Consider the following 25029-nt stretch of genomic DNA (forward strand, 5'->3'; position numbering starts at 1 on the left):
AATTATTTCCTGATTTGTCCGCTACCTAAAACGTAATATTTATTAGTTACTAATTGCTTTAAGCCTAAAGGACCTCTGTGGTGAAGCTTGTCAGTACTAATCGCTAACTCAGCCCCCACTCCCATTTGACCACCATCAGTAAAACGCGTTGAAGCATTATGATATACAGCAGCACTATCTACTTGTTCCATAAATTTCTCAGCATCTTCTTTCGTTTCAGTCAATATAGTATTGGAGTGGCCTCCAGAATATTTATTGATAAAATCAATAGCATCGTCTAAGCCATTCACTGATGTCATGGCAGCCTTCATAGCTAAGAATTCTTCATACCAAACATCTTCACTGTCGATTTTATCATTTGTTTCTAAGCTATTAATCACTTTATCACTCGCTACTATATGAACTCCCTTATCAGTAAGTTCTTTTTCAATAGTTTTCAGAGTTTCTTCAAACTTAGGATGATTTTCATCTACTAAAATTTTATCTAAAGCGTTACAACCTGATATTTTATCAGTTTTAGCATTAACGATAACAGGAATCACTTTTTCCATATCAGCATCTGGCGCTACATAAGCAAAATTATTACCTCTACCACTTACTAAAACTGCACATTTCGCATGTTCTTTCACGAAATCAATCAATCGCTCACCTCCTCTTGGAACAATTAAGTCAAGAGGCTGGTCTGGATTTCTCAAGAATTCCTGAGTAGTTGGTCTATCCATTTTTAAGTATTGGATCCAATCTTCCTCTAAACCATTTTCTTTCAATGATTTATGCCAGCATTTCACCAACTCCTCATTACTATTGTGAGCTTCTTTACCACCCTTCAATAATATTTTATTATTCGCTTTAAATGCTAAAACAGCTGCCTCAATGGTTACATCCGGACGCGATTCATAAATAATCATAATCGTACCGAATGGAGCTGTTTTATTAGTGATACTCAATCCATTCTCTAAGGTATCTTCACTTATTACATTTCCAACTGGGTCATCTTGGTCTTTAACCTCTTTAACCGCTCTAATCATATCATCAACTTTCGCTGAATCAACAACTAAACGATCATAAAGAGCTTGATCATCTCTGTTAAATGCGTCTAAATCTTTCTTATTTGCAGCAATGATGGTCTCTCTTTCTTTATCAAGATTATCTATCATTGATTGTAAAACTGCATTTTTTATTTCAGTATTTAAAAGCTTCATAAAAGCATATAAATTTTTAGTTAAAAAATATTCTCTCGAAAGATGTATTCTTTAGTCTTCTTTGTAAATTCTAGTTCCTACATCTTTCCCGTGAACTATATCAATAATCACATCTTCTCTCTTACCATTTGCGATATAAGTTGTGATATCCTTCGATGCTGCACCTTTAGCAACATTAATTTTTGATTCCATTCCTCCTCGGCCTTCTCCTTCACCTTTGTCCGATTCTTGAACAAATTGCTCAACTTTTTGATCAGTGGTTACCGTTCTAATCAAGCTAGAATCATCGTGATCTGGGTGTCCATCATAGATACCATCTGTATCCGTCAATAAAATCAAAGTATCTGCTTTCACCAACTCAGCCACTAAGCTCGCCAATTCATCATTATCGGAAAACATTGACATGGAAAGTGAAACTGCATCATCCTCATTGGCAATAGGAACAATTCCTTGACTTAATAAACCTTCGTAACAATTGATCATGTTATCTCTGTGTCTACCAAAATCAAAATCCCTTTTAGTAGCCAATACTTGCGCACAGCGCATTCCATAATCATGGAAAATACTGTAATAATGACGCATCATTCTTGGTTGACCTACAGCCGAATATACTTGTCTTCTCTGTTCAGGATTATCTAGATTATCAATCTCATTATCATCCAATACTTCTTTACCTGCAATCACAGAACCTGAAGAAATAAGTACGCACATTACATCTTCTTCATAAAGACGTGCAACTTGATCTACAATTCTTTTTAGGATCGGTACTACAATGCGATTATCCTTATTGGTCATCACATTAGTACCTATTTTTACTACTACTCTTTTTGAATGTTTTTTCACAATTGACAGGGTTTATGATTCTTTTCCTAATTCAACTGCTCTATTAAAGGCTGCATGAGCCGCTTCTTCAATAAGACTATTAATGTTATTATCCTCCATTGAATCAAGTGCTGCTCGTGTTGTTCCTCCTTTGGATGCTACTCTCTTCATCCACTCTTTAGGACTTAAGTCAGATTTATTAAATAATTCTACAGCTCCTTCAAAGGTTTGACCAACTAATACTTTTGAATCGTGATCCGAGAATCCCATTTTCTGAGCAGCTTCCATCATAGATTGCATAAAATAGAAAACATAGGCAGGTCCACTACCAGAAATTCCAGTAGATGCATCTACGTCATTTTCTGTATCTAATCTTACTGATCTACCTGTAGTATCCAATAAGTTTTCTACAGTTGAAAGCTCTAACCTTGATACTTCATCGGAAGCTGTGAATGAAGTTAACCCTTTACCAACTTGAGCTGGTAAGTTAGGCATAGCTCTTACCACTTTAGTTATTCCTAATCCATCTTTCATACTCTGAATTGTAACACCCGCCATAATTGAAATCACAATTTGATCTGGTGACATCATTGGCTTCAATTCAGAAAATAATTCTTCAGCATGGTATGGCTTAACTGCAATGAAGATTATGTCTGCTTTTGGTAAACAATCTGACAGATTAGTATAAACATCAAAACGACTAATTTTCTTTAATTCTTCTGTCTTCTCAGGGCTGGTATCTGAAATCATTAAATTATGATTAGAAAGAAATTCTGATTTCACTAAGGCTTTAGCATATGCTAAACCCATGTTACCTGCTCCTATTACAAGTACTTTCATATGTATATTTATATTGTTTAAATAAAAAATGACTCAATTACAGTGTGTCACATGCAAGCATTATGCATCAATCACTGAAAATGATGTCAAAACAAGTTTTAAATAAATTTATTGGAAAAATATACTACTGTAAACCAGATAGTTAGGTGAATTGTTTAAAGAATTTTCAATTATTTTGAAAAAATATTAAACGTTTAAATACTTACCGCCATATAGGCGCAATCCTGTCATTATTGCAGAAAACCTGTCTGTCTCACAGGTTTTAATTAAAAATTATTGAGTAATGTGTTCTTAATTTGAATCAGCAAACGCACTAAAAAATGGCAAAGTGATAGTTGAAATAATAGAATCAGCTTAAAATCTGGCAGCCATCAATAAACTTAATTCCTTATATTTCAAATCAAATTTTTTGGCTAGATGCATATTGGTGAGGCTTCCTTTATAGGTATAAACTCCTTTCATAAACCAAGAATGCGTGAAAATCATTTCTTCTATCCCTCCTACATCACCGGCTTGCAACAACATAGGGGTTAAAATGTTACTTACAGCATTACTTGCAGTTCTTGACACCCTTGATGCTATATTTGGTACGCAATAATGGATTACATCAAACTTTTTAAAGGTTGGGTTATCATGAGATGTTACCTCTGAAGTTTCTACACAGCCCCCCTGGTCAATACTAACATCAATAATTACGGCATTTTTACGCATGTTCATCACCATCTCTTCCGTAACTATGCATCTATTACGTCCCTTTTCAGCCCTAATTGCACAAATCAAAACATCTGCCTCTGTTAACGATTCACTTAACATCACAGTGTCCAATGTACTGGTATGAACTGGTTGACCTAAAGCGTGTTTAATCCTTCTTAATTTATAAAGATGATTATCATAAATTTCGATATTAGCTCCCAATCCTAATGCAGCTCTTGCAGCATATTCGCCAACTGTTCCTGCACCTAAAATAACCACCTTGGTCGGCCTAACTCCAGTAATTCCTCCTAATATAATTCCTTTTCCATCATTTAGATTACTTAGCAACTCAGTAGCTATTTGGATAGCAGAAATACCTGCAACTTCACTCATTGCTCTCACTACTGGCATCCCTCCCACTTTATCCTCAATCAATTCAATACCAATAGCATTAATTCTCTTATTATTTAAGGAAAGAAAGTATTCTTTATTCAATTGTCCCAATTGAAGTGCAGAAATCAAAAAACTACCCGGCTTAAATAATTCAATTTCCTCTTGCGTAGGGGGCTCAATTTTTACAACTAATTGTGCCTCGAAAGCTTCCTTAGCGGAATACACTATCTTTGCACCGGCATCACTATACTCATTGTCAGTGAAATTACTACTTAGTCCCATTCCACTTTCAACAATTATTTCATGACCATTATTTGAAAGCAAAGCAACTGCACCTGGGGTTAATGGCACACGTTTTTCTTGTAAAGAAATTTCATTTGGAATTCCGATTTGCATGGAATTTTTCCCTTTTTTAACAGCTAATAGTTCTTCTTGTGGATATAAAGCTCCTTTTCTTGCCAAAACATCAAAGCCCGTTCTAGAAATCTCCTTAGCCATGCTTACTTATTTTAAAATTCCTTTTATTTCGATCATCAGAAAGCTCTATTTCTATCAGTAAAAATTGATCTGGAATAAATGATGGAATCATTTCGGGCCATTCAATTAAACATAGTTTATCAGAATAAAAATATTCCTCTACTCCTATTTCAAACGCTTCTTGCTCATTTTTAATTCTATAAAAATCAAAATGATATATTTCTTCAACTTTATCAGAGTAATATTCATTCACCAATCCAAAAGTTGGACTACTTACATGATCTTCCACTTCTAAAAAAGTACATAAATTACTTATAAAAGTGGTTTTACCTCCTCCCATTTGAGCTTTAAAAAGCCAGATGTTTTCATCTTTGCCAAAATCATAGATTTCAGGTATTAATGAAGGGAGCTGATCTAAACTTACGTCCGAATAAGAAATATTTTCTGAAATATCACTTTCCATCTTTCGAAGTTAATGAAATAATGGGAATAATCATTTCTTCCATTGAAACTCCTCCATGCTGAAAGGTATCTTTAAAATAATTTACGTAATAATTATAGTTATTGGGGTAAGCAAAAAAGCTTTCTCCTTTAGTGAATACATAAGAAGTACTCACATTTATTTTAGGTAAATGAAATCTTTCTGGTTTGGTGGCTTCTAACACATCATTATTAGCTTTGTAGCCTAAGTTCTTACCTTGCTTGTATCTTAGATTACTATTAACATTTCTATCTCCAACAATTTTAAATGGCTTTTTAACCCGTATTGTACCATGATCTGTTGTGATAATTACTTTTGCCTTTTTTGAGGATACTCTTTTTAGTAAATCTAATAAAGGAGAGTGCATAAACCAGCTTTTTGTCAATGATCGATAAGCTGATTCATCTGGGGCTAATTCACGAATCATTTTCATGTCTGTACGAGCATGTGAAAGCATATCCACAAAATTGTAGACTAATACATTTAATTCTTGGTCCATCATATTAGATACCTGATCTAATACTTGCTTCCCCTGGTTAACGTTTACTATTTTATTATAAGTAAACTTTACATCTTGATTCTTTTGTTTTAGCTGTCTTTCTAAAAATTTATCTTCAAAATTATTTTTACCTTCATCATCATCTTCATTTACCCATAAATCTGGATGCTTCTTAGCCATCTCATCCGGCAGTAATCCTGAAAAAATTGAATTTCTTGCATAGGCTGTTGTGGTAGGTAAAATGGAATAGTAGTTATCTTCTTCATTAATATTGAAATATTTTGAAATTTCAGGTTCAATTAGCTTCCATTGATCAAACCTTAAATTATCAATTACAATAAAAAAAACTGGTTCTTCTCCAAGTTGCGGAAAAACCTTTTGCTCCATTAACTGATGGCTTAATAAAGGGGCTTCATCTTGCCCTTCATTTAACCAATATTCATAATTATCATCAATGAATTTTGCGAAGTTAGTATTAGCCTCCACATGTTGCATTGACAATACTTCAGACATACTGTGGTCATCAGTTTGATCAATCTCTAAATCCCAAAAAACTAATTTTTTATACATCTCTGCCCATTCAGCATGATCCATATCATCGCCAAAAGCCATACTGATGTTTCTAAAATCCTGTTGGTAACTTTGATTAGTTTTTTCAGCTACCAGGCGCTGATTATCCAATATTTTTTTGACTGAAAGCAAAATTTGATTCGGATTAAGGGGTTTAATGAGATAATCAGCAATTTTAGAACCGATCGCTTCCTCCATTATATATTCTTCTTCACTTTTGGTAATCATCACCACTGGAAGATTAGGACTATTACTTTTAATTAAACTTAAAGTCTCCAAACCTGTCATCCCAGGCATATTCTCATCAAGAAAAACGATGTCAAATTTTTGCTCTTTACATAAATCTACTGCCTCAGAACCATTATTTACTGGAGTAATTTGATAACCTTTGTTTTCTAAAAAAATAATGTGGGGTTTTAGCAGATCGATTTCGTCATCTGCCCATAAGATTTGATAGTTTTGCATATTATATATTTGAGCCTTTAAAATTAATTGATTTGAAAAAGTTAAAAAAGGTTAACGATCCTATTTACGGTTTCATTACTATAAAAAGTGAATTACTTTTTAAAATATTTAACCATACATATTTTCAACGCTTACGCAGGATAAGACAGTTAGGTTTGAGTGAACTTGTTTATCCAGGAGCTACCCATACTCGTTTTCATCATGCTTTGGGGGCAACTCATTTAATGGGATTAGCTTTAGATCAGCTGAAAGAAAAAGGAGTAAGCATAAATGATCTTGAATATGAGTCCGCTCAAATCGCTATTTTATTACACGATATTGGCCATGGACCATTTTCGCACGCATTGGAATATAGTTTAATTAAAGGAATAACCCATGAAAATATATCATTGCAATTCATGAAAATTCTAAATAAACAATTTTCTGGTCAGCTCGACACCGCCATTGCAATGTTTAAAAATACTTACAAAAGAAAGTTCTTCCATCAATTGATCTCAAGTCAGCTTGATGTTGACAGACTTGATTATTTAAATAGAGATTCATTTTACACTGGTGTATCGGAAGGCAATATTAGCGTTGAGCGTATTATAAGTCATTTAAACGTAATAGAGGACGAAATTGTAGTGGAAGAAAAAGCGATTTATAGCATAGAAAACTTCTTAAATGCTCGAAGATTAATGTATTGGCAAGTCTATCTTCATAAAACTGCTTTGAGTGCCGAAAGAATGCTGGTGCATTTAATTAGTAGAGCTAAAGAAGTGCACAGTTTAGATAGTATTTCTCCAGCTTTAAGATATTTCTTGGAAAATGATTTCTCACTGGAAGAATTTCAAGATAACCCTGAAATCGTTCATAAATTTTCAATGTTGGATGATTCTGATATTTGGCATGCCATTAAAATATGGGAAAATAATAAAGATAAAGTGTTAAAAAACCTTAGTTCAAGACTTCTTCAAAGAGATCTTTTTAAAATTAAATTAGATAATGAACCTTTGAAAAAAGCTGAAATAAGTAGTATTAAAAGCAAAATATCTCAAAAATTTAGCCTCTTAAATAAAGAAGCTGCATTCTTTATATCGCACGGAGAGGTAACCAATGCAGCCTATGTATTAGGTGGAAAAAGCATAAAAATTCTAAATAAGAAAGGGGAATTACTTGATATTGCCCAAGCAGCGGATTTACCAAATATTAAAGCTATGAGTAAAATAGTTAAAAAATATTATCTATGCCTGCCTAAAACCGTATCTTTGTAAATTATTACAACTTTATATGCAATAAATGGAATTTAGTGTAAACCAAATAGCCGGAATGATTGGTGGGAGTGTTGAAGGAGATGGTGAAAGATTAGTAGATAATCTAGGTAAAATAGAAGATGGAAAAGCTAAAACAATCAGCTTTTTATCTAACGAAAAATATGAAAATCACATATACAAGTCAGAAGCTGCAGCAATCATTGTAAAAGAAGATTTTTCAGCTAAAAAAGATATTAAACCAGCATTAATAAGAGTAAAGGATCCTTATTCAGCTTTCACTAAATTACTGGAAGAATACAGTAAAATTATGGCTTATGCGAAAACTGGCATAGAAGAACCTAGTTTTATTGGTGAAAAAAGTGAAACTGGTGACAACATTTACAGAGGAGCATTCTCCTATATTGGAAATAATGTAAAAATCGGTAATAATGTAAAGATTTATCCTCAAGCGCATATTGGTGACAATGTAGAAATCGGAGATAATACCATTATTTTCCAAGGAGTAAAAATATATGCTGATTGTAAAATAGGTCAGAACTGTAATATCCAAGCAGGCACTGTTATTGGGAGTGATGGCTTTGGATTTGCTCCACAGGAGGACGGTACTTATAAAACAATACCACAATTAGGAAATGTGATTATTGAAGATAATGTAAGTATTGGAGCTAACTCAACCATTGATTGTGCCACTTTAGGTTCAACCATTATTAAAAAAGGGGCTAAAATTGATAATCAGGTGCAAATCGCACATAATGTGGAGATAGGAGAAAATACAGTTATTGCTTCACAAGCTGGTGTTTCGGGTTCAACTAAGGTGGGAAAGAATTGTGTTCTTGCAGGACAAGTAGGAATAGTAGGCCATATAGAAATATCAGACTACACCACAATAAGTGCAAAATCTGGAGTATCCAAAACTATTAAAAAACCAAATACTATTATCACTGGAATGCATGGCATAGAGCATAAGCAGTATTTAAAATCTAACGCCCTATTTAGAAAACTGCCAGAATTACATCAGCAAGTTCAGCAATTGGAAAAAATAGTTTTAAATTTGCACACTGAAAAAGGAATCTAAATGTACAATAAGCAGCATACAATAAAAAAGGCCATTAGTGTTTCCGGAGTAGGTCTTCATACAGGCCATAAAGTAACTCTAACATTTAAACCCGATGAAATTGATAGCGGAATAAAATTCCAAAGAATAGATCTTGAGGGTAAACCCATTATTGAAGCAGACGCTGACTTAGTTGTTGATACTTCAAGAGGAACTACAATAGCAAAAGGTGATGCTAGAGTCTCCACAGTGGAACATGTCTTATCAGCTTTAGTAGGTCTTCAGATTGACAATGTATTAATTGAAGTAGACGGACCTGAAACTCCAATTATGGACGGTAGTGCTAAATTATTTTATGAAGCACTTGAATCAGTGGGCTTAGAAGAGCAAAATGCTTTGAGAAATTTCTTCGAAATACCTGAAAGCCTATTCCTACAAGATGATGAGAAGAATGTAGAAATGGCGCTATTGCCGGTTGATGACTACCGAGTGACGGTTATGATTGACTATAATTCGAAGGTTTTAGGAAGTCAACATGCTTCATTAAATAATATTGCTGATTTCAAGAACGAAATCTCAACCTGTAGAACTTTTGTCTTTTTACATGAATTACAACAGCTACATAATAATAACTTAATAAAAGGTGGTGATTTAAATAATGCCATTGTTGTGGTAGATAAGCTGGTTTCAGAAAAGGAATTAAAAGAATTAGCAGAAATATTTAACAAACCTGACATTGAAGTCAAAGAAGAGGGAATATTAGATAATATAGAACTTCGATTTAAAAATGAACCTGCTCGTCACAAACTTTTGGATGTTGTAGGAGATCTTGCTTTAGTAGGAAGACCAATTAAAGGTCAAATTCTAGCTGCCAGACCAGGTCATTCCACAAATGTTGCTTTTGCTCAGAAAATTAAAAAGTACATTAAAAAATCTGAGAAGTCAGCACCAAAATATGACCCTAATGCTGAACCTGTAATGGATATTGAAGGGATTTCTTCCATGTTAAGACATAGATATCCATTTCAGTTAGTTGATAAAATCATACATCAGGATCATAAAACGGTAATAGGAATTAAAAACATTACGATCAATGAACCCTTTTTTCAAGGTCATTTCCCCGGAAACCCTGTAATGCCTGGAGTATTACAGATTGAAGCTATGGCTCAAACAGGTGGAATACTGGTATTAAGTAGTGTGGATGAACCTGCAGATTATTGGACATATTTTCTAGGAATCGATAATTGCAAATTCAGGAAGATGGTTCGACCTGGAGATACAATAATCCTAAAATGTGAATTACTAGCTCCTATCAAAAGGGGTATAGCCAAAATGCAAGGATATGCGTATGTAGGTAATAGCGTTGTTAGCGAGGCAACACTTACTGCCAGAATTGTTAAAAAAGAAGAAGAATAGTCAATTTGCGAATTGACAAATAAAAATATTACATGAATAAATCACTTAATTACATCCACCCAGAAGCTAAAATTGGTAAAAATGTTATAATTGAGCCATTTACCTTTATTGATAAAGATGTTGAAATAGGCGATGGTACTTGGATTGGCCCAAATGTAACCATTAATGAAGGAGCAAGAATTGGAAAAAACTGTAAAATATATTCTGGCGCTACAATTTCAGCAATACCTCAGGATTTAAAATTTGAAGGTGAAAAAACCACTACTGAAATTGGTGATGAAACGGTTATTAGAGAATATGTAAACATCAGTAGAGGTACAAAAGATAGACTCGTAACTAAAATAGGTTCTAAATCTTTAATTATGGCATATGTCCATATAGCGCATGATTGCGTTATAGGAAATAATTGTATTTTGGTGAATTCCGTTCAGGTTGGCGGTCATGTTACAATTGATGATTGGGCCATCATAGGCGGAGCAACTGCAATTCATCAATTTGTTAAAATTGGTAGTCATGTCATGATATCGGGTGGTTCATTAGTAAGAAAAGATGTCCCTCCTTACGTTAAAGCAGCAAGAGAACCTCTTACGTATTGCGGAATAAATTCAGTTGGTCTAAGAAGAAGAGGTTTTAGCAATGAAAGAATTAACGATATTCAGGAAATTTACAGAAGCTTATATTTAAGTGGTAAAAATAATGCTGAGGCACTAGAAAATATAGAAACGCTGATTAGAAGTAGTGAAGAAAGAGACAATATTACAGCCTTTGTAAGAAAATCTGAAAGGGGTATTATGAAGGGATATGGGAATTAATCATCTCCTTAAAGTGAGGTTTAAAGCCTAAATCGATTGTATGCAATTAGTTATTGAAGGCCTTTCAAAAAAATATCCTAAAAATAAACTATTCGAAAACTTTAGTTATACATTCGAATCAGATAATGTTTATGCTATCACTGGTGAAAATGGAAGTGGTAAATCAACGTTCATGAAAATTATTGCAGGAGTAATTCCTGCAAGTAAAGGTACAGTAAGCATTTTTGAGAATAAAAAAAAAATAGATAAGGATAATATTCATCAAATTCTAGGAATAACTGCTCCATATCTAGAACTAATTGAGGAATTTACTTTAAAGGAACATCTTGAATTTCATTCAAAATTTAAAAAACTTTTAGTAGGTATAAATCTAGATGAAGAAATAGAGAGAGCTAATCTAAGTAAAAGTATAAACAAGAATGTACAGGAGTTTTCATCAGGAATGCAGCAAAGATTAAAACTAATCCTGAGTTGTTGTTATTCATCAGAAATACTTTTGCTAGATGAACCTACTTCCCATTTAGATATTAAAGGAATTGCTTGGTATAAAGATTTGATAAAGAGGACAAAACAAAAAAGAATGCTTTTAATTGCCTCCAATGAACTGGATGAATACAATGATTTTGCAAAAAAAATCATTAATATTGGTAGTTATTTAAATTGATAAAATAAAATTTAAAAATTTTATTGAATTATAAACAATAATTCGGACTTTTAAACTTTAAAATACAACACTATTAACTAATTAAATATGAAAAGTAACATTAAACTTATTGCACTAATAGCAATCTCATTCATGGTCGTTTTCAGTTCTTGTAAAAAGAAGGGAAATGAACCTACTCCAGAAGAAGAAAAACTAGAAGAAATTAGCGGTACTTGGGCTATTGTTGGTGCAAATGTTTTAGACACTGATATAACAGGCGTAACTATTAATTTTAATGCTGACAATAAAACATATTCAGTTACTGGATTAGCTACTTTCACAGATTCTAATTTAAATCATGCAGAGATTTTGGATAGTAGCGGAAGTTTTGATTTAAACGACAATCTTGATGTTATAACTTTAACTCCTGGAGGAGAATTATCAATAGGAAATGTAAATAAAGAAACTGGTGATCTTACTTTAAGCTACTCCGGTCCTTTTCCGAAAGCTACTGACAACGAAACAAGTATCACATTAACACTTGTATTACAATAAATATTATTAAACTAAATTGTGAGCCATCTTAATAGATGGCTTTTTTTTTGTCTGATTTTTAAAAAATGGAATTATTAAATCAATACCTGCCAAAAACAGAAGTTGAAAAAAAATATAAATTAAAAATGCAAAAGCTTTATCAAAGCAAGGGTTCCAAAGCATTTTTAAGGGATAATTTAGACCGACATTTTACTGCTTCAGCATGGATTATAAATCCAATTTCACAGCAAGTATTATTACTTCATCATAAAAAACTAAATAAATGGCTACAAGCCGGTGGGCATGCCGATGGTGATGAAAATTTAGAAAAGGTTGCAAGAAAGGAAGCTTCAGAAGAAACAGGGCACAATAATTTGCAGCAAATATCGGAATCTATATTTGATATTGATATTCATACTATACCGGAAAGAAAAGGAATACCACAACATGAGCATTATGACGTAAGGTTTGCTTATTTTTGCCATGAAATAGAAGAAACTTCTATAAATTCAGAGAGTAATGACTTTCAATGGGTTGAATTAGATAGAATTAAAGATTTAACAAATGAACCTTCGATTTTAAGAATGGTATCAAAAACAAAAGATATTATTAATGGAATATAAAATATTGATTTATGGCGCAAATGGTTATACTGGCAGACTAATAACTAAAGAAGCTGTAAAGCAAAACATAAAGGTTGACATAGCAGGAAGAAATGATGTGGCAATTACTCAATTAAGCCAAGAAACAGGCTTTAAAAGACATATCCTTAATCTGAATGAAAGTGATAAGCTTGAGGATTTATTGAAGGATTTTGATACTGTAATACATTGTGCTGGGCCATTTTCTGAAACTGCAAAACCTATGGTGGAAGCCTGCATAAAGAGTAAAACAAATTATCTTGATATAACAGGTGAAATATGGGTATTTGAGGATGTGATAAAATATAGTGAGGAAGCAAAAAAAGCTGGTATTGTATTAATTCCTGGTATTGGATTCGATGTAGTACCTACAGATTGTCTTGCTGGGTATTTAAAAAATAAGCTACCTGATGGAAATAAGTTGGAACTAGCATTTGTAGGATCAAAAACGGGAATGTCTAGAGGAACAGCAGTCACCATGGCTAAAAATGTTTCTAAAGGAGGTTTTATCAGAGAGAATGGAGAATTAAAAAATGTCCCCTTAGCGTATGAAGTTAAAGAAATAGAATTCGCTCATAAAAAACAAAGCTGTATGACTATTCCATGGGGAGATTTGATGACAGCCTACACCCAAACTAGCATACCTAACATAAAAGTTTTTAGTGGAGCTAGTAAGAAAATGATAAATAATATCAAAAAGTATAGATATCTTAAATTCTTATTGGGTATTAGTTGGATTCAAAAAATCGTGAGGAGAAAAATAGAAAATTCAGTAACGGGACCATCTGAAGAAAGATTAGAAAATGGAAAAACATACGTTTTAGGAAACTTGTCAAATGGTAAGGGAGAAAAAGTATCCGCAGAATTAATAACTCCAGAGGCTTATAAGCTTACAGCAGAAACAGCTTTAAAAGCTGCTCTAAAGTTAGAAAAGACTAATTTATCTGGATACTTCACCCCAGCACAGGCATTTGGAATAGATTTTATAATGGAATTCGATAAGGTTGAAAGAATTGACAGGGCATAAAAAAACCCCGGTGAACCAAACCGGGGTAAACTATCAACCTTAAAATTACGCCCATTTGAATAAATGAATCGTAAAGCTTAATACAAATGTAAAACGGTTTTTTTTACCGTAAGTAGCACAAATACTAATTATGTCATCCATGTAAGGTTTTTAATATTTTACAACAATTAATGTTTAAACATATGTCTAAGGTTAACGCAATTTTATTACTAATAAGTTCAACAATTCTAATCTCATGCAGCCCGTCAGAAGAGGAGTTAATGCAAGAAAGTAGGAAAAAGATGCAAGCCGAAAATTACAAAGAGGCTATAGATTACTTAAATAGGGTCATTTCTAAAAATAATGATAATGCAGATGCATACAATATGAGAGGTGTCGCCTATCTTCAATTATTAGATTATTCAAAGTCCGTTGAAGATTTCACAAAAGCAATCATTATTGATTCATCAAATTATAAGCCGTATTATAATCGGGGAAATGTACATTTACAGAGAGAAAATTACGAAAAAGCATTATTAGATTACAACAAAGCAATAGATTTAAGGCCAAATACTGCAGATTTATACATCAACAGAGCATCCGCATTATTTGAATTAAAACAATATGATGCAGCACTTGAAGATAACCGTTTTGCAATTAAACTTTCACCAAATAATCATATACCATATCTCAACAGTGCCAAAACTCTTTTGCAATTTGGATCATTTAATAAGTCTGATAGCTTATTACAGTTAAGTTTGAAAATAAATCCAGAAAGTGGAGAAAGTTATTACTGGGCAGGATTTATCAAAATTAATACCGGAAATAAAGAAGGAGGATGTGATGACCTTATAAAAGCAAAAAACAGAGGTTTTCAAGATGCGATAGAAGCAATAGAAAAGTTTTGTAAATAATGACAAGGGAGTAATGTGTTTACTCCCTTTCATACATATAATATTAAATCTTTAACGAGAGGCAATTAAAACCATACCGAAAGCTACTACGCTTAACCAAAATTTATAAGGGGCAAGCGCAGGTATAGCAATAATATTCAACTCCATAAACACCAGAACTAGAATAACTATAATCGCAATTAGCTTCATTAAATTTCTTGACTTTCTGCTCATAATTTTCTGTTTTATAGGTTTTGATTATAAATATATCATTCTCAATTTATAAATCTGTGACATCAATAAAAAATTAACTTAAATTCGCACATTAATGATGGCAGAAATAAATAGTGACATAATTAAAGCGAAAGAATACCTTGATCAGGATCGGTTGATTGGTTTGCCCACAGAAACGGTATATGGATTAGCTGGAAATGGGTTGAAAGCTGAAGTGGTGAGTCAAATTTTCGAAGTAAAAAACAGACCTCATTTCGATCCTTTAATTCTACATTCTTATAGTATTGATGCTATCAGAGAATATGTCACTGAAATCCCAAATAATGCTATTAAACTAGCGGATGCTTTTTGGCCTGGGCCTCTAACCTTATTATTAGATAGAAATGATAAAATTCCAGACCTTACTTGTTCTGGATTAAAAAGAGCCGCTTTCAGAATCCCTAACCACCCGAAAGCACTAGCATTACTTAAAACATTAGACTACCCGCTTGCTGCACCCAGTGCAAATCCTTTTGGATACATAAGCCCAACAAGTGCTCAACATGTAGAAAAACAATTAGGTGATAAAATACCTTATATTTTAGAGGGTGCTATTAGTGAAGTTGGAATTGAATCAACCATAGTTGGATTTGAGGATAATGAAACTATCATTTATCGCTTAGGTGGATTAGATATTCAAGAAATTGAAAAAGTGATTGGTAAAGTTAAAGTACTCCCTCATTCCAGTTCAGAGCCTGATGCACCAGGAATGTTAAAAAGCCATTATGCTCCTACAAAAAACATATTACTAGGGAATATCCCAGAGCTTATAACGGCAAATAAAAATAAAAAAATCGGTATCCTTTCTTATTCTAAGCTGTATGATGAAAATGTAAAAGTCTCGTTACAACTTACCAAATCAGATGATATGCACGAGGCTGCAAAAAACTTATTTTCACATCTACGTACATTAGATGAAAGCGAAATAGATATAATAATTACAGAAGAAGTTCCTTCTATTGGTTTAGGAAAAGCAATAAATGACAGACTGCGAAGAGCAGCAGTAAAAGACTGAATTATAACAATTAAACAAAACTCCATGAAAACTGTAAAAGATTTTTCATTTCATAACAAAACGGCATTAGTAAGAGTAGATTTAAATGTTCCACTTAATGCAGATTTTAAAGTTACGGATGATACGAGAATAAAAGCGACTGTACCTACAATCAAAAAAATATTGGATGATAACGGAAAAGCAGTCCTTATGTCTCACCTTGGAAGACCTAAAAACGGTCCCGAAAACAAATTTTCATTAAAACATATTGTTGCAGATTTAGAAAAGGCTTATGGTGCAAAGGTACATTTTAGTGAAGATACCATAGGTGAAAAAGCTGAACAGGCGGTTGAAAAACTTCAAAACGGTGAAGTTTTATTATTAGAAAATGTTCGTTTTCACGAAGGAGAGACAAAAGGTGATGAAGAGTTTGCAAAAGCTTTATCTAGATTAGGAAATGTATATGTAAATGATGCTTTTGGTACAGCTCACAGAGCGCATGCCTCTACTACAGTAGTAGCGCAATTCTTTGAAGATAAAATGGCTGGTTTTGTAATGGCAGCTGAAATTGAAAATGCTGATAAAGTACTAGAAAAAGCAGAGAAGCCATATACTGCCATTATGGGAGGTGCTAAAATATCTGATAAAATTCAAATTATAGAAAAGCTATTACCTAAAGTTGACAACTTAATTATTGGGGGAGGAATGTCTTATACATTCTTTAAAGCAATGGGTGGTAAAATCGGAAACTCGTTAGTAGAAGAAGATAAATTAGATTTAGCAAACGAACTTATTCAAAAAGCTAAAGAGCAAGGAGTTGAATTAAAATTACCAATAGATTCTATTGTAGCTGACAATTTTGCTAATGATGCTAACACTAAAATTGCCCAAAACCACGCAATAGAAGATGGCTGGATGGGATTAGATATTGGACCCGAAGCCACTGCGATATTCCAAAAAACTGTAGAAGAATCGAAAACTATATTATGGAATGGACCAATGGGAGTTTTCGAAATGGAAAACTTTGCAAAAGGTACAAAAGCAATAGCTGAGTCCGTAGTGAAAGCAACCGAAAATGGGGCCTTCTCATTAATTGGTGGCGGTGATTCTGCAGCAGCAGTAAATACTTTAGGATATGGAGACAAAGTAAGTTATGTATCTACAGGTGGCGGTGCATTATTAGAATACATGGAAGGCAAAGAACTTCCGGGTGTGGCTGCTTTAAAATCATAAAACATATAAAATCCGCTAGCTTAGGTTAGCGGATTTACAAACCAAATTGCTTAGCTTTTTTTAAAAAAGTTATTGATTAAACTTTTACTTCTTATTGATAGCTAGCAACGGAAAAAAGAAGAATACTCCGATCATAGAAAATATCAGTCCACCAATCGTCCCCACTGCTAAAGAGAACCAAAAGACTTCATTTTGCCCGTTCATTACAAATGGAACCAATCCAAAGCAGGTAGAGAAAATGGTTAATAATATCGGAGCTGCTTTCGTACTTACAGATTTTAGAAAACCTCTGCTGTTTTGTACCTTTCTATTCTTAAAATCATAAAGAATATAGATGCCTGCATTCACCGTTAAACCGCCCAACATCACAAAGGCAGCATATCCTCCCTGGTCGAAGTAAAACTCAAACCAACCGAAAGTCAGAAAAAGCCCGATAAATGAAAGTGGTATGAGAAGTAAGATGTAAAAAGGCAATTTGAAGCTTTCGAACAAAATGCTGCAGATAAAGAAAATAGCCACTATCAGTAACAGCAGCAAGGAATATTGCTTTTTAGCGGCATCTGACCCCCAACTAAAAGACTGCTCTTCAGCACTATAGCCAAGTGGCTTAATTTGATCGTAAGATGCTAATACTTCATCTAAATACTTACTTCCAAAACGAGAAGAGCCGTAATATTCAAAGCTCAACACCCTAATGTAACTCCGGTTTTCTTTGTAGATGGCATTTGCTGTACTCTCCAATTGCAACTTACTTAAATTACTGCTTGGAATTCTCTTCCCATCGTAATCGAGATTATATTGTTCCAACGCAAATTTATCGAAATTATTAGCCTGGCTAGATACTAAAACCACAGGATACTGCTCACCATTGATCGGTAGATATGTAGAGGCTGCATTAGCCGGAGCATGCATTCTTATGGCATTCGTAAATTCCGACAAGCTAATATTGTGAAAAGCTAATTCCTGCAAGTCTGGACGAATGATATACTCTTTACTTTTCTGATCTCGCCAACTCATCCGTTCATTGGTATTCACCTCTTGTATTCTAGGATGCTTAAGAAGCATGGCAGCAAGCTTATCAGCTTGATTCTCCAATTCAAAATAATTATATCCTTTTAAATTAACCCTAAAAGAAGGAATTCGGTCACTGGAACCGGTGGAGAAGCCCTGCCCCACCCCATACACACTCCATTGCACTCCGCTCCAATTGGTACTTCTTGATGACAAGCGTGCTTTCAGCTGATAGGGAAATGCAGATTTCTCATAATCTTCTTTGAAAATGATCTCAATTCGACCATACTGACCAGAATAGATTTGAGTAGTGAAGATATCAATTCCTTCCTGCTTGAGCAGAAATTCTTCGAAATCCTTCATGATCGTATTCATCTGCTCGATAGTATTACCATAAGGCAATCTCCCTGTCAGATAAAGACGGGTTTTTTCGTTCTGCCTGTAGCTTGATCGCTCATAGGCATTCCGGACAAAAAGTCGTAAACTTCCCCCTAACCATTTATCAGATATTGGACGAATATCATCCTGATAAATATCTGATCCGATGATCTTATTGTACCATTCATGATCTTCCCATTTAGCCGGAAGCATGAAAATCGGAAGACCGAAAGCCAGTAATAAAACTACAAAAAAGCTTTTGCGATAGCGGGCCGACCAATGAATTGCGCTCGAATATCTCTGGAACCAACGAACCTTCCTCCTTAATTGCCTTAAGCTATTTCCTTTGAAATTTCGATTAAATGAATTGAATAAAAGTGCATAAAGCGCAGGAGTAAAAAATAAAGCGACCAAAAGAGAGACTCCAAGAAGTAAGGCGACCACTTTTGAGAAATCTACAAGATTCATCTTTTGTTCTTCCGGTAATAAAAAAACCAATAAAAGTGCTGCAATTGTGGTCAGTGAAGCCGCCAATAAGGCAAGGAACAGATGCCTGTTTTTATATTTATGAATGTGATCGATCATCACAATGGCGTTATCTACTATTAAACCAAAGGAAATGGTCAAGCCGGCTAAAGAGTAGAGATGAATTTCAATATCCAAGGCCCAAACGCCTATGATCGATAAAGAAACATTAACAAATATACCAGCAAAAAGCACTAGCAGATAGCGCCAATTTCTATTAATTAAAAAGATAAAAAGGATGAGTATACCCATCGATAAAATGGAGCGCTCGTATAACTTGTCGAGCTCTTTCTCCAGGTATTCAGTATCGTCATACACCAAACGCAAAGCAATGCCTTCCGGCAGCTTGCTTTCGATGCTTTCAAGCCTGGATTTCACTTCTCTTGCAAGATTTATGCGGTTCACCCCTTTTCTGGCTTCAACCGTGAGCGTTACAAAGTTTTCACCATTAATTCGATAATGACTGTTAGGCTGTTGCTCTTCAATATTTATATCCGCTAATTCATTTAAGCGATAGCTATGGCCGCTTTTCTGATTCGTTACCTTAAGCGAACCTATTTCTTCTATATCGCTGAACCTCTGATCAAGTATCAATACATACTTTTCATTTCCGGCACTTTGGGCTAAGCCCGGATACTTCAACTGACCACTTTGTTGAATTACATTTCTCAAATCATCCGTACTTAGGCCGTAGGCTTCTATTTTTGCGGGATGAAATTTGATACTGAGCTGCAAACTATTGGCTCCGTAGACCGGAAGGGATTCAATTCCCGGAATATTTTGCAGAGGCTTAATGATGGACTCTTGAGTAATTTCTTTGATCCGATATGAGGCGAACGGCCCTCGTACCGTGTAACGTAAAATCGTACTATTCTCTGTTTCTTCATCGCCCCCACTGCTACGCAAAATCGGATAGCTTACTTTTTCATCTAATTGAGGATACAGCTGACGAATTAAGGTGGCTACTTCAAAACGTTTATAGGCTAAATCGGCATTTTTGGAGAAGCGAAGCGTGATATTACCGCTTCCATAGCGTGATTGTGAATTGAGCTCATCGAGATCTCTCAATTGCGACAATATGTTTTCTAATGGTGCAGTAGCTAATTTTTCTACCTGCGTAGGATCTGCATTACGAACACTGAACTGGATACTTATTTCAGGGGTCTGATAAGTAGGGTTAAGGTTGACTGACAGCTTTGGGATCAAGGCTAAACCCATTAAACTGACGACTAAAAACGCAATTATAATTCGAAATGGGGTCATGGGGTAAAGATAGGAATTATTGTCTGATCAAGAAGTTGAAAACTACCTATTTAGTCTGTTCAAATATTTCTTTTTTCTAAAGCCAGCAGAAATAATTCCTTTCGATTATTTATTACATTTTTACTTCTACTAAATCAAAAATCATTTTATCCTCTTTCATTTCTGGATTTAAAGGATGGCTTGTTGAGATATACAGTCCTTTTTTTCCTACAAAAACGTTATTAGGTACTAATCTAGATTCATCAAAAAGTATTTCCTCTATGATGTTTAAGTCTCCATCTAAAATCATCAGTGAAAAAGAGTCAGGGGCATCCCTAAATCTTTGTAAGTCTTCTATATTTTCAAACTTCTGCTGTGGATAAGCAAACCTATAATAAAGATCTCGGTACTTATCATAAAGGAGACTTTCATAGTGATCACTTGCAAATAAGTATTCATATGTTTCTTCCCTGGCCCCATTCACGGGAAATAATGGTAATTTATCAGCTAAATATTTACTCTTCGCTACTGTAGACTGAAGTTTATTTTCATCTTCCTTGGAAGTATAAAATAGCCTATGATCGCCAAAAAAAGAGAAAACTATTTGATCCTCATGACCTGCCATGCTGTACTCGTAAAACTTAAGCCCTTCATTCAAGTAATCTTCAGGATATTTTTGAACTAATAATTCTGTTTCTCCACTCTTAATATCTATTGAGTAAGAGATTGATTTTTTTTCTAATTCAGCATTAGTCATAGATCGATAGTTACCCTGAATGTGTGTTTTTACTATCAATTTGTTATCAATAAGTATTGGTGTACTCAAGAAATAAGAATTATGGACAAAAGCATTTGAATACACATCAGGTGCGGTATATTCAATCTTATCTTTAATATTATAAGCAGTATCAATAATAGAAAATTCAGAAGTTCTCTGACTGAATAGAAATATACTATCTAAAGAATGAACATGAAATCCAAAAATTCTTCCTACGGATTTCTCTCCCTCCGTTTCAAAAAAAATCTCTTTTATTAATTTACTATCCTCCAAATTATATATCTGCAAACTATTTAGTCCCCAGTTAATATTAAATAATATCTCATGGCCTTCATTATTAAAGGCTTGCAGTCCTCTGCTTATGTTTGAAGTACTATCATTAACTTTTAATTCCAGAAAGCTTCGTGCAACTTTAATCTTGGGCTCCTTAGAAGAATCAATTTTATCGCTACAGGAATAAATGAAGAATGTTATTATTAAGAGAAAGAATATTTTTTTTATTTCCATTGGTTTAATCAAATCATATGTAAGGAGTGGAATTTACCACCCCTTATATTATCAGTAAATAATTAATTTGCTATTATTTTATGATCTCAAGGCCCTTTAGGTAAGGTAACACAATCATCAAACCCTTGTCTGTCACATTCTAGAGTTGCATATGTAGGTCTTGGATAACACATAATAATACAGTTTTCCACCTTAGTTTAAAGAGAAAAATTAATTTTTTAGATTTTTCAAAATCCCGATCTGACTAACACCTATATTTTTAGCATATTCTAGCTCTCCATATTCATTAAACTTAACTAATAAAGGATCATTTGTGTAGATATTATATTTAAAAAAGCTTTATTCTTTAATTTCTTTTATGGACCAATTATTAAGATTGTAATCTTGTCTATTAAAAAAGCCTCTATTCTCCATATCTCCTATAAAAACCAGATTTAAAAAGTCTAATTCATTTTCTAAGAGGAAAAGATTATTTATCTCCAAACAGCCACTGCATGATTGGGTGTTAATGAAATAATAGAATTGCCCTTTTCTATTTTCAGACTGTATTTTAAGTTCTTCGTCAAAGAATAACTCAACATTACTTCTTTCAGAGCAAGAAAATAAAGGCAAAAAAAGAATTATTATTTTCAAGTACTTCATATCTTATGTAAATCATTTATAGGTACTAAATAGAAGCCTAAAGATCCTTTAAAATCATCCATTAGCAACATTTTCCCATTGTGGAATCCACCTCGAACCTTTTTCACGTCAATTTCTAGTTCATTTAATTTGTAGTGGTCGAAAGTAAATGGATCAACATCATAAATAGTTAATCTAGATTTTTGGTTACCTAATGCATTATATTTAACCATGTAATAGGAATCATCCGCTCTGTTATAAAATATTTCTATTCCTTCTTCAGGTGTAGTAAGATTTTGTAAATCAATCTTTTTAAGATTAAAAGAAATTAAATCCAATAAGATAAAAGCTTTTCCTTCTTTCAAGGAAAACCCGAGATAATTAGATTTGGTTAAATAATAGTTATGAGGATAGGATACCGCTTTGTAACTAAAATCGTTTTTATCAATTTCAGATATTTCAAATTCCTCTTCGGCTATTTTTTTGAATTGATTTGAGTATTTTGCAATTTTGTACTTAATAGTTTTTCTTTTCGAATTAATATTTAAGGTTAAAAAACCATCATCAAGAAAAATGAATTGGTCATAATCAATATCTTGCTTCCTTAAATCTGCCTTACTCATTTGATTTATTACCTTAAATTGGTTTTCATTAATATCAATTTTTAAGAATTCACTTAAAGTACTGATAGAAAAAAGACTATCATTTATAACTGAAATATTTTGAATAAAACTTGAAAAACCGTAATTGCTAAGATTAAGCGTATCTAAATGTCTAGTTTTATCTCCTATCAACAACAGAGAATTCCCATTTGAAAACATTTTAGTATTATTATTGAGAAACGTCAAATTTCCTATTTGGGCATCAGATGGACTGTAAAAAATATAATTTTCCTCTATTTGTTGAGCGTCAGCTATATTTACTGAAAAAGTCACAATAAAAAAAACGGATATTTTACAAAGTAATTTCGATAAGGTCAAATTCATAAAGCTCTTCATTATTGGTTGGTGAATAAATGTTTTCTTTGCTAACCAGCAACCCAGAATTGGTTGGCAATATTTGGAGATAATTATAGGTTTTTTTCGGCATTAAAACCTCTCCTAGTACTACGAAGTTTTCATTAAAAACAATGATTGACCATTCTGCCTCCATTCTATGACTATTTTCTTTCCCTAGATTATCATTACTGTGCTTAGCAATGCGATAATATAAACGTTTAAATGGATCAAAAACTAAATTCACGTAACCTTCGTCCTTATGAAAGGCATTTAATTCTTGTTCTGTCGTATAATCTGCCTCAGCATCTATTGAAAATAGTGTGTATCTTTCATCAAAATAATTACTACTTATTCTGTAGAAATCATTTTTTTCACTTGAAAAAACTTTGTCAGAGTTATAGAAATTAATTACGAACTTTTGTTTGTCATTAAAGACAAAGTTATTGAAGGGGTTGTTTGGCGTTTTATCAGCTTGATACAAATCTGGCCATTCGCCAGAAAACGACATGAAAGAATTATTTTCCAATGAGTAAATTCCGATCAAAGGTGAGGAGTAATAGGTCTTTCTATCTTTGAAACCCATGAATTCCGATTGAGGCAAAATATTTACTGTCAGTCTATTTTTTGATTCATCAAAATTGAACGGGAGATGAAACATTCCGTTCTGAGTTAAAGAAAACGGATCAAAATATCCATTACTTCCTGAAATATTTGCAAAAACCTCATCCGGAAAAACTAAGTTTTGGAGCCTCCACTCGTTCAATACATGAGAACTAGTGTCAACTAATTGAAAAGTAACTGCATCTAAGGAAAACAGAAATATTGAATCTACTGAATGATAAAAAAATGAGCTTACTGGATATACTTTATCAGGACCGTCATCTTGTAGCAAGATTGACTTTTCAAATCTTTCATCACAAATTGATATAATGTCTAGTTTCCGAAAATTTCTATCTAATGCGATTATTGTACAGCTATCCAAAAATTGGAGTTGACTATGTATGTACTGATTTTTTGAACTTAACTCGATTTCGATTTTTTTAAGAATTCGATAATCAAGGTTTTCGTTTTGATGTGTTTGGTCATTACAAGAGCAAGTCCAAAGAACGACTAAAAGGAATATTATTTTGTTTTTCATAAAATATTAAAACTAGGTGAATATCACATCACCCAGTTTTCTACTTATTGTTTTCTAAAAAATTTCACATCTAAAGCAATCATCTCCTGTACCCATACAAACGCCAAACACTTTTTTTCCTTTCACTACCCCATTATCACAAAATGGAGGCTTGAAGGTATCTTGGGACTTAGCTTCATACATTATTCCAAAGGAGAGACCACCTGCCAAAATAGCTGATGATAAAGCGAAAATTAATTTCTTTTTCATTACAACAAATTTTAAGGTTAAAAAAAATTAACATCAACCTCAACATATACTATTTCATGAAAAAACTTTCCTTGAACTACCAAAGGCCTATTTAGGTGAGGCAAGTCAAATTTATTCACTCTGCAGGTTTTGGTCAAAACAGCGTTTGCTAGCTGGTACTGTTTTGAATCAGTCACTACATTTCATAGTATCACTGAGTTGATGTCATAAATCAAAAAAAAATGTAAATGCAAAATTTATTACATTAGTTTTTGTCACAAACTAAATACTTATTTGAATAATTATACTATTCTAAAAATAATATTAGCTACCAAATTTACACTCTTATAACCTCCACTGTAAATATAGATTAAGGCAGATCGACAGTTTCCAAACCCTTTTAACTGAT

24 protein-coding genes are annotated in these 25029 nt (G+C 33.3%); 11 read left to right on the forward strand and 13 right to left on the reverse strand.

Translation table 11 applies throughout. The annotated features are described in order from the left end of the window. Positions 1 to 2: 2 nt before the first annotated feature. The 6 genes from QYS48_RS02150 to QYS48_RS02175 all read right to left on the reverse strand — a co-directional run bounded on the left by QYS48_RS02150 (position 3) and on the right by QYS48_RS02175 (position 6442). Positions 3 to 1202 carry a glutamate-5-semialdehyde dehydrogenase gene (locus QYS48_RS02150; protein WP_302103927.1) on the reverse strand — a complete coding sequence of 400 codons (1200 nt, stop codon included), beginning with the start codon at positions 1200 to 1202 and terminating at the stop codon, positions 3 to 5. A 51-nt stretch (positions 1203 to 1253) separates the two neighbouring features. Beyond that, positions 1254 to 2045 (reverse strand): glutamate 5-kinase, encoded by a 792-nt coding sequence (gene proB, locus QYS48_RS02155; protein WP_302103926.1) that lies wholly within the window; start codon positions 2043 to 2045, stop codon positions 1254 to 1256. Positions 2046 to 2057: 12 nt separating this feature from the next. Continuing rightward, entirely contained in the window at positions 2058 to 2864 is an 807-nt protein-coding gene (gene proC / locus QYS48_RS02160; protein WP_302103925.1) for a pyrroline-5-carboxylate reductase, read from the reverse strand. 354 nt (positions 2865 to 3218) lie between these two features. Then, positions 3219 to 4448, reverse strand: a complete 1230-nt coding sequence (locus QYS48_RS02165) for an alanine dehydrogenase (RefSeq protein WP_308357340.1) — start codon at positions 4446 to 4448, stop codon at positions 3219 to 3221. After that, on the reverse strand, positions 4441 to 4890 hold the full coding sequence (gene tsaE / locus QYS48_RS02170; protein WP_308357341.1) for a tRNA (adenosine(37)-N6)-threonylcarbamoyltransferase complex ATPase subunit type 1 TsaE: 450 nt from the start codon (positions 4888 to 4890) through the stop codon (positions 4441 to 4443). The genes QYS48_RS02165 and tsaE overlap by 8 nt, the downstream gene beginning before the upstream one ends. Continuing rightward, entirely contained in the window at positions 4880 to 6442 is a 1563-nt protein-coding gene (locus tag QYS48_RS02175) for a bifunctional response regulator/alkaline phosphatase family protein (protein ID WP_308357342.1), read from the reverse strand. The genes tsaE and QYS48_RS02175 overlap by 11 nt, the downstream gene beginning before the upstream one ends. A 32-nt stretch (positions 6443 to 6474) precedes the next feature. Here QYS48_RS02175 and QYS48_RS02180 point away from each other — a divergent pair, with 32 nt between their 5' ends. The 9 genes from QYS48_RS02180 (at position 6475) to QYS48_RS02220 (ending at position 14715) form a co-directional block, all read left to right on the forward strand. Beyond that, positions 6475 to 7695 (forward strand): HD domain-containing protein, encoded by a 1221-nt coding sequence (locus tag QYS48_RS02180; RefSeq protein WP_308357343.1) that lies wholly within the window; start codon positions 6475 to 6477, stop codon positions 7693 to 7695. A 25-nt stretch (positions 7696 to 7720) separates the two neighbouring features. Then, positions 7721 to 8770, forward strand: a complete 1050-nt coding sequence (gene lpxD, locus QYS48_RS02185; RefSeq protein ID WP_308357344.1) for a UDP-3-O-(3-hydroxymyristoyl)glucosamine N-acyltransferase — start codon at positions 7721 to 7723, stop codon at positions 8768 to 8770. Further along, the gene (locus QYS48_RS02190; protein WP_308357345.1) at positions 8771 to 10165 is read left to right on the forward strand and encodes a bifunctional UDP-3-O-[3-hydroxymyristoyl] N-acetylglucosamine deacetylase/3-hydroxyacyl-ACP dehydratase; all 1395 of its coding nucleotides are present in this window, start codon (positions 8771 to 8773) and stop codon (positions 10163 to 10165) included. It begins immediately after the preceding gene. A 32-nt stretch (positions 10166 to 10197) separates the two neighbouring features. Next, positions 10198 to 10977: an acyl-ACP--UDP-N-acetylglucosamine O-acyltransferase gene (gene lpxA / locus QYS48_RS02195; RefSeq protein WP_302127244.1), complete on the forward strand. Its 780-nt coding sequence runs from the start codon at positions 10198 to 10200 to the stop codon at positions 10975 to 10977. Positions 10978 to 11017: 40 nt separating this feature from the next. Next, a complete protein-coding gene (locus QYS48_RS02200; RefSeq protein ID WP_308357346.1) occupies positions 11018 to 11641 on the forward strand; it encodes an ABC transporter ATP-binding protein in 624 nt (207 codons plus the stop codon). A gap of 87 nt (positions 11642 to 11728) precedes the next feature. Next, positions 11729 to 12175, forward strand: a complete 447-nt coding sequence (locus tag QYS48_RS02205) for a hypothetical protein (protein ID WP_302103921.1) — start codon at positions 11729 to 11731, stop codon at positions 12173 to 12175. A 65-nt stretch (positions 12176 to 12240) separates the two neighbouring features. Then, a complete protein-coding gene (locus QYS48_RS02210; RefSeq protein ID WP_302103920.1) occupies positions 12241 to 12777 on the forward strand; it encodes an NUDIX hydrolase in 537 nt (178 codons plus the stop codon). Beyond that, on the forward strand, positions 12767 to 13822 hold the full coding sequence (locus QYS48_RS02215) for a saccharopine dehydrogenase NADP-binding domain-containing protein (protein ID WP_308357347.1): 1056 nt from the start codon (positions 12767 to 12769) through the stop codon (positions 13820 to 13822). The genes QYS48_RS02210 and QYS48_RS02215 overlap by 11 nt, the downstream gene beginning before the upstream one ends. 182 nt (positions 13823 to 14004) lie before the next feature. Next, entirely contained in the window at positions 14005 to 14715 is a 711-nt protein-coding gene (locus QYS48_RS02220) for a tetratricopeptide repeat protein (RefSeq protein ID WP_308357348.1), read from the forward strand. A gap of 51 nt (positions 14716 to 14766) precedes the next feature. Here the strand turns inward: QYS48_RS02220 and QYS48_RS02225 are convergent, their stop codons facing one another. Further along, positions 14767 to 14928, reverse strand: coding sequence for a hypothetical protein (locus tag QYS48_RS02225; protein ID WP_302127252.1), 162 nt, complete (start codon positions 14926 to 14928; stop codon positions 14767 to 14769). Positions 14929 to 15022: 94 nt separating this feature from the next. On the opposite strand from QYS48_RS02225, the gene QYS48_RS02230 reads away from it, so the two are divergent. Beyond that, positions 15023 to 15982 (forward strand): L-threonylcarbamoyladenylate synthase, encoded by a 960-nt coding sequence (locus QYS48_RS02230; RefSeq protein WP_308357349.1) that lies wholly within the window; start codon positions 15023 to 15025, stop codon positions 15980 to 15982. Positions 15983 to 16006: 24 nt separating this feature from the next. Continuing rightward, the gene (gene pgk / locus QYS48_RS02235; RefSeq protein ID WP_302103916.1) at positions 16007 to 17194 is read left to right on the forward strand and encodes a phosphoglycerate kinase; all 1188 of its coding nucleotides are present in this window, start codon (positions 16007 to 16009) and stop codon (positions 17192 to 17194) included. Positions 17195 to 17278: 84 nt separating this feature from the next. Here the strand turns inward: pgk and QYS48_RS02240 are convergent, their stop codons facing one another. From QYS48_RS02240 to QYS48_RS02265, 6 genes are all read right to left on the reverse strand, one after another. Further along, the gene (locus QYS48_RS02240) at positions 17279 to 20371 is read right to left on the reverse strand and encodes an efflux RND transporter permease subunit (protein ID WP_308357350.1); all 3093 of its coding nucleotides are present in this window, start codon (positions 20369 to 20371) and stop codon (positions 17279 to 17281) included. 112 nt (positions 20372 to 20483) lie between these two features. After that, positions 20484 to 21635 carry a DUF4221 family protein gene (locus tag QYS48_RS02245; protein ID WP_308357351.1) on the reverse strand — a complete coding sequence of 384 codons (1152 nt, stop codon included), beginning with the start codon at positions 21633 to 21635 and terminating at the stop codon, positions 20484 to 20486. Between the two features lie 339 nt (positions 21636 to 21974). Continuing rightward, positions 21975 to 22277, reverse strand: a complete 303-nt coding sequence (locus QYS48_RS02250) for a hypothetical protein (protein WP_308357352.1) — start codon at positions 22275 to 22277, stop codon at positions 21975 to 21977. Next, positions 22274 to 23242, reverse strand: a complete 969-nt coding sequence (locus QYS48_RS02255) for a hypothetical protein (protein ID WP_308357353.1) — start codon at positions 23240 to 23242, stop codon at positions 22274 to 22276. The genes QYS48_RS02250 and QYS48_RS02255 overlap by 4 nt, the downstream gene beginning before the upstream one ends. Next, positions 23211 to 24392 carry a DUF4221 family protein gene (locus QYS48_RS02260; protein ID WP_308357354.1) on the reverse strand — a complete coding sequence of 394 codons (1182 nt, stop codon included), beginning with the start codon at positions 24390 to 24392 and terminating at the stop codon, positions 23211 to 23213. Before QYS48_RS02260 ends, QYS48_RS02255 begins: the two co-directional genes overlap by 32 nt. A gap of 54 nt (positions 24393 to 24446) precedes the next feature. Continuing rightward, the gene (locus QYS48_RS02265; protein WP_302103909.1) at positions 24447 to 24641 is read right to left on the reverse strand and encodes a hypothetical protein; all 195 of its coding nucleotides are present in this window, start codon (positions 24639 to 24641) and stop codon (positions 24447 to 24449) included. Positions 24642 to 25029: the final 388 nt, after the last annotated feature.

Source organism: Marivirga arenosa, from assembly GCF_030503895.2.
GTDB classification, from domain to species: Bacteria; Bacteroidota; Bacteroidia; order Cytophagales; family Cyclobacteriaceae; genus Marivirga; species Marivirga arenosa.

Excerpts from the sequence above, each read along its gene's own strand:
- QYS48_RS02150 (WP_302103927.1), bottom strand. The coding sequence starts at position 1,202 with ATGAAGCTTTTAAATACTGAAATAAAAAATGCAGTTTTACAATCAATG.
- proC (WP_302103925.1), bottom strand. The coding sequence starts at position 2,864 with ATGAAAGTACTTGTAATAGGAGCAGGTAACATGGGTTTAGCATATGCT.
- QYS48_RS02165 (WP_308357340.1), bottom strand. The coding sequence starts at position 4,448 with ATGGCTAAGGAGATTTCTAGAACGGGCTTTGATGTTTTGGCAAGAAAA.
- tsaE (WP_308357341.1), bottom strand. The coding sequence starts at position 4,890 with ATGGAAAGTGATATTTCAGAAAATATTTCTTATTCGGACGTAAGTTTA.
- QYS48_RS02175 (WP_308357342.1), bottom strand. The coding sequence starts at position 6,442 with ATGCAAAACTATCAAATCTTATGGGCAGATGACGAAATCGATCTGCTA.
- lpxD (WP_308357344.1), top strand. The coding sequence starts at position 7,721 with ATGGAATTTAGTGTAAACCAAATAGCCGGAATGATTGGTGGGAGTGTT.
- QYS48_RS02190 (WP_308357345.1), top strand. The coding sequence starts at position 8,771 with ATGTACAATAAGCAGCATACAATAAAAAAGGCCATTAGTGTTTCCGGA.
- lpxA (WP_302127244.1), top strand. The coding sequence starts at position 10,198 with ATGAATAAATCACTTAATTACATCCACCCAGAAGCTAAAATTGGTAAA.
- QYS48_RS02200 (WP_308357346.1), top strand. The coding sequence starts at position 11,018 with ATGCAATTAGTTATTGAAGGCCTTTCAAAAAAATATCCTAAAAATAAA.
- QYS48_RS02205 (WP_302103921.1), top strand. The coding sequence starts at position 11,729 with ATGAAAAGTAACATTAAACTTATTGCACTAATAGCAATCTCATTCATG.
- QYS48_RS02210 (WP_302103920.1), top strand. The coding sequence starts at position 12,241 with ATGGAATTATTAAATCAATACCTGCCAAAAACAGAAGTTGAAAAAAAA.
- QYS48_RS02215 (WP_308357347.1), top strand. The coding sequence starts at position 12,767 with ATGGAATATAAAATATTGATTTATGGCGCAAATGGTTATACTGGCAGA.
- QYS48_RS02220 (WP_308357348.1), top strand. The coding sequence starts at position 14,005 with ATGTCTAAGGTTAACGCAATTTTATTACTAATAAGTTCAACAATTCTA.
- QYS48_RS02225 (WP_302127252.1), bottom strand. The coding sequence starts at position 14,928 with ATGAGCAGAAAGTCAAGAAATTTAATGAAGCTAATTGCGATTATAGTT.
- QYS48_RS02230 (WP_308357349.1), top strand. The coding sequence starts at position 15,023 with ATGATGGCAGAAATAAATAGTGACATAATTAAAGCGAAAGAATACCTT.
- pgk (WP_302103916.1), top strand. The coding sequence starts at position 16,007 with ATGAAAACTGTAAAAGATTTTTCATTTCATAACAAAACGGCATTAGTA.
- QYS48_RS02240 (WP_308357350.1), bottom strand. The coding sequence starts at position 20,371 with ATGACCCCATTTCGAATTATAATTGCGTTTTTAGTCGTCAGTTTAATG.
- QYS48_RS02245 (WP_308357351.1), bottom strand. The coding sequence starts at position 21,635 with ATGGAAATAAAAAAAATATTCTTTCTCTTAATAATAACATTCTTCATT.
- QYS48_RS02250 (WP_308357352.1), bottom strand. The coding sequence starts at position 22,277 with ATGAAGTACTTGAAAATAATAATTCTTTTTTTGCCTTTATTTTCTTGC.
- QYS48_RS02255 (WP_308357353.1), bottom strand. The coding sequence starts at position 23,242 with ATGAATTTGACCTTATCGAAATTACTTTGTAAAATATCCGTTTTTTTT.
- QYS48_RS02260 (WP_308357354.1), bottom strand. The coding sequence starts at position 24,392 with ATGAAAAACAAAATAATATTCCTTTTAGTCGTTCTTTGGACTTGCTCT.
- QYS48_RS02265 (WP_302103909.1), bottom strand. The coding sequence starts at position 24,641 with ATGAAAAAGAAATTAATTTTCGCTTTATCATCAGCTATTTTGGCAGGT.